Genomic DNA, 4,205 nt, shown 5'->3' with positions numbered 1-4,205 from the left:
GCCGCTCACCTGCGCCTGTTCCAGCCAGTCGCGCACGAACTGCTTGTCGTAGCTCGGCGGGTTGATGCCCTCGGCATAGCTCTCGACCGGCCAGTAGCGCGAGGAGTCGGGCGTGAGCACTTCGTCCATCAGCGTCAGCGTGCCGTCGGCACTGTCACTGAAATCAAGGCCAAACTCGAACTTGGTGTCGGCAATGATGATGCCCTTGGTCAGCGCGAAGTCGGCCGCGCGTTTGTAGAGCTGGATCGAGATATCGCGCACCCGCGTCGCCAGATCCGTACCGATGATCCCAACCATCACCTCGAAGGAAATGTTCTCGTCGTGGTCGCCCATTTCGGCCTTGGTGGCGGGCGTGAAGATCGGCTCGGGCAGCTTGGAGGCATTTTGCAAACCGGCCGGCAGCTTGACGCCGCAGACCTCGCCCTTGTCCTGGTATTCGGCCCAGCCGCTGCCGGCCAGATAGCCGCGCACCACCGCCTCGACCGGCAAGGGCTTCAAGCGCTTGACCAGCATCGAGCGGTCCTTGACCTGGGCTTTCTCGTCCGCGCTGCTGACCACCGACAGCGGGTCGTCGCCGGTCAAATGATTCGGCACGATGCCGTCCAGCTTGGCGAACCAGAACAGCGCCATCTGCGTCAGCAAAACGCCCTTGCCCGGAATCGGCTCGCCCATGATGACGTCGAAGGCCGACAAACGGTCGCTGGCAATCATCAGGATGCGGTCGTCACCGACGGCATAGATTTCGCGCACCTTGCCGCGCGCAATCAGGGGCAGCGAAGTGATGGTGGAGTTCAGCAAGGCAGCGGTGGTCATGACGGTGGTCCGAAAGATAAGGCGCGATTTTAGGCGGCAATACTGGCGCAAAAAAACCCGCCGGGCACAAACCGAGCGGGTTACTGGCGAAAGTTTCGCCCGATTACTTGATCATTTGATTCAACTCACCGCGCGCATAGGCCGCGGCCACATCGACCAGCGTGCGCGCCTTGATCTTGCCGGCCTGGCCTTCGCAGCCAAACTCCTGAAAGCGCTGGCGCACGATGACTTTTGCAGCGTCGCGGGCCGGCTTCAAGAACTCGCGCGGGTCGAATTTGCTCGGGTTCTTGACGAAGAACTCGCGCACCGCCGCCGTCATCGCCAGGCGAATGTCGGTGTCGATATTGATCTTGCGCACGCCGTGTTTGATCGCTTCCTGGATCTCCTCGACCGGCACGCCGAAGGTCTGGCCCATATCGCCACCGAACTCGCGGATCTTGGCCAACAGGTCTTGCGGCACGCTCGACGAGCCATGCATCACCAAATGCGTATTCGGCAGGCGGGCGTGGATTTCCTTGACCCGGCCAATCGCCAAGATATCGCCGGTGGGCTTGCGGGTGAATTTGTAGGCGCCGTGGCTGGTGCCGATGGCGATGGCCAGCGCGTCAAGCTGGGTGCGCTGCACAAAGTCAGCCGCCTGCTCGGGGTCGGTCAGCAGTTCGGCATGCGTCATCACCGCGTCGGTGCCGTGGCCGTCTTCCTTGTCGCCCTGCATGGTCTCCAGCGAACCCAGGCAGCCCAACTCGCCTTCGACCGTCACGCCCTAGGCGTGCGCCATGTCGACGACCTTGCGGGTTACGTCGACGTTGTATTCATAGCTGGCAATGGTCTTGCCGTCGGCTTCCAGCGAGCCGTCCATCATCACCGAGGAGAAACCCAGGTCGATCGCGCCCTGGCACACAGCGGGGCTTTGGCCATGGTCCTGGTGCATCACGACGGGAATATGCGGGTAGCTTTCCACCGCCGCTTGGATCAGGTGCTTCAGAAAGTGCTCACCGGCGTATTTGCGTGCGCCGGCGCTGGCCTGCATGATGACCGGCGCATTCAGCTCGTCGGCCGCCATCATGATGGCCTGCACCTGCTCCAGGTTGTTGACATTGAAAGCCGGGATGCCGTAGCCATTGACGGCGGCATGATCCAGCAATTGGCGCATTGAAACGAGAGCCATGAGCGAGTCCCTTGGGAAGTTAATAAAAAACTTTTTGAAAACCCTGCGAACGCAGCCTAGCGCCAAAACCTGAGTTTGGGGGCTGTAACCGCGTTGTAACTGGCGCCGATTCTAGCGGCGGCTTTGCCGCAACAATCCCGGGCCGGTCTCGCTTGTGCGCCGGCACCTGAGCATTTAGGCTCGCTGTGCCTTATTTTTCACGGCTTAACAAAGTTTGAAGCCGCGGACACTGGAGCCAAGGGAGTAATGCATGACACGTTTAGCCATTGACCAGTTGACGCTCTGGATCACCGCCGCCGCGCGCGAACATTCGCACGATTTGGCCAGCCATCTGGAGGAGCGCACCGGCGCCAGCCGCCGCGCCTCCTTGGCCGCCTTGCGGCGTTTAGTCGACGCCAACTGGCTCAGCCGCAGCGGCAGCGAGCGCCGCCCGCTCTACGGCCCCGGCCTGCTGCGCCAAGTCGCCCGCAGCTACACGCTGCACGGGCTGCAAGAAGACATCCCCTGGCAGCGCGACTTTGCCCCGAATTTCGACCTCCCGCCGCATGTCGCCCGAATGATCCAGCATGGTTTTACCGAGCTGGTCAATAACGCCGCCGACCACAGCGGCGGCAGCAGTGTCACCGTCTCACTGCGCCAGACGCCTAGCCACGCGCAGCTCTTGGTATCGGACGACGGCTGCGGCGTGTTCGACAAAATCTGTTCGGCATTTGACATTGCCAATGCCCAGCACGCGATGCTGGAGCTGAGCAAGGGGCGGCTGACCAGCCAGCCCGAAATGCACACCGGCCGCGGCCTGTTTTTCAGCTCGCAACTGGCCGATGTGTTTGACATCCACGCCAACGGCACCGCCTTCCAACGCAGAGCCTGGGAGTCCGGCGGCTGGCAGCCGGGCCGCCCGCTGCCGCGCCAGGGCAGCTCGATCTATATGTCGATCTCGCTCGACACCAAGCGCACGCTCGATCAGGTACTGGGAGCCTGGAGCCTGGACGGCAGCGGCATCGAGTTTGACCACACCACCATCGACCTCAGCCTATTGGCCGGGCCGGGCCAGCCGCTGGACTCGCGCGCGCAGGCCCGTCGGGTGGCGGCGCGCCTGCCGATGTTCAAGCGAGCCGAAATCAATTTCGACGGCGTCGTCGATGTCGGCCACGGCTTCACCGACGAGCTGTTCCGCGTTTTCGCCAAGGCGCATCAAGAAGTGGAACTGCTGCCCACGCACATGACGCCGCGTATCGCCGCACTGGTCAAGAGCGCACAGAACGCTGGTTGAGTCAGCGTCAGCCTGGCTTGGCTGATCGGCCAAGACAAGCACCGGGGGGGGGCGGCAGCACTGGTAGTCAAGGCCGCCATGCGGGCCCGGTACATCTGCGCCTCCACCCGCGGCAAATATTCAACCTAGATCCAGCAGTTGACCGCTTACTTTTGCCAATTGAGTCCGATGCCTACTGAGCAAAGTCGCTTCGACTAAATTCACCATTTGGGTGAGAGCGCTACGCACCCGACTGCCGGATCTAGGTTCAAAGTCACCCAGATCGGGCCAGGTCTTGCGTAAGTACTCGACCTTCGTCGAAAAACCCAGGGCCACGTCAAAGCGATTGCGTCCCAGGGTGTGCAACAACCCGGACTCGTACATCGTTGCGCCAATAAGCTTTCGAATTAAATTGACGCATTCATTCATTCATTCATTCATTCATTCGTTCGTCAGGCAAGGCGCGAACCACAGCCATAGCCGTAGCTTTGGCGTGTGGCGTCCTGCCATTCTTCATCCCCTCCATCCCCTCCATCCAGGCAAAAAATTCTTGCAGCCCTTGACTTGGCCGCGCATCGATTTGGTCTTGACGCAGCAAGCAGAGCATTCATGCAAGCGGAGAAATTGAGCCTGGATGGAGGGGATGAAGTCGCTTCAAGCACAGGGGCATCGAGCTTCTATATAAAGCCGCTGGAGATCGGGGTCGGAAACTAGGCCGTCGAAGAGGTGGCGGTCTGCCGCCGCGTTCTCTTCATCCCCTCCATCCCCTCCATCCAGGCAAAAAATTCTTGCAGACCTTGACTTTGCCGCGCATCGATTTGGTCTTGGCGAAGCAAGCAGAGCATTCATGCAAGCGGAGAAATTGAGCCTTCCTCATGCCCGCTGTGCCTTGTCGCTATTGATGTTGTCGCACCTCAATTTAGCGCCCGCCCGCCCGTTCGGCCGCCGCTCTCTCTTCATCCCCTCCATCCC

At 61.1% G+C, this 4,205-nt stretch carries 3 protein-coding genes and 1 pseudogene; 1 reads left to right on the top strand and 3 read right to left on the bottom strand.

What is annotated here, in order from left to right; genetic code table 11:
- Together RMO57_RS09500 and fba are read right to left on the bottom strand one after the other, a co-directional pair.
- The coding region (locus tag RMO57_RS09500; RefSeq protein ID WP_310386032.1) for a phosphoribosylaminoimidazolesuccinocarboxamide synthase at positions 1-813 on the bottom strand (813 nt) is incomplete at its 3' end.
- A 103-nt stretch (positions 814-916) separates the two neighbouring features.
- Positions 917-1,981: pseudogene (gene fba / locus RMO57_RS09495) on the bottom strand (class II fructose-bisphosphate aldolase).
- 250 nt (positions 1,982-2,231) lie between these two features.
- Between fba and RMO57_RS09490 the strand changes: the two are divergent.
- Positions 2,232-3,254: an ATP-binding protein gene (locus RMO57_RS09490; RefSeq protein ID WP_310386030.1), complete on the top strand. Its 1,023-nt coding sequence runs from the start codon at positions 2,232-2,234 to the stop codon at positions 3,252-3,254.
- A gap of 120 nt (positions 3,255-3,374) precedes the next feature.
- On the opposite strand, the gene RMO57_RS09485 is transcribed toward RMO57_RS09490, so the two are convergent.
- Positions 3,375-3,662, bottom strand: a complete 288-nt coding sequence (locus RMO57_RS09485) for a hypothetical protein (RefSeq protein ID WP_310386028.1) — start codon at positions 3,660-3,662, stop codon at positions 3,375-3,377.
- Between the last annotated feature and the right edge of the window lie 543 nt (positions 3,663-4,205).

This window comes from Roseateles sp. (genome assembly GCF_031397715.1).
Taxonomy (GTDB): domain Bacteria; phylum Pseudomonadota; class Gammaproteobacteria; order Burkholderiales; family Burkholderiaceae_C; genus Paucibacter_A.
Note: the sequence above shows the minus strand (reverse complement) of the source record. Positions and strands in the feature narration are given on the sequence as shown.

What these genes read in the sequence shown, in the direction of transcription:
- RMO57_RS09490 (WP_310386030.1), top strand. Translation starts at nt 2,232, where the DNA reads ATGACACGTTTAGCCATTGACCAGTTGACGCTCTGGATCACCGCCGCC.
- RMO57_RS09485 (WP_310386028.1), bottom strand. Translation starts at nt 3,662, where the DNA reads ATGAATGAATGCGTCAATTTAATTCGAAAGCTTATTGGCGCAACGATG.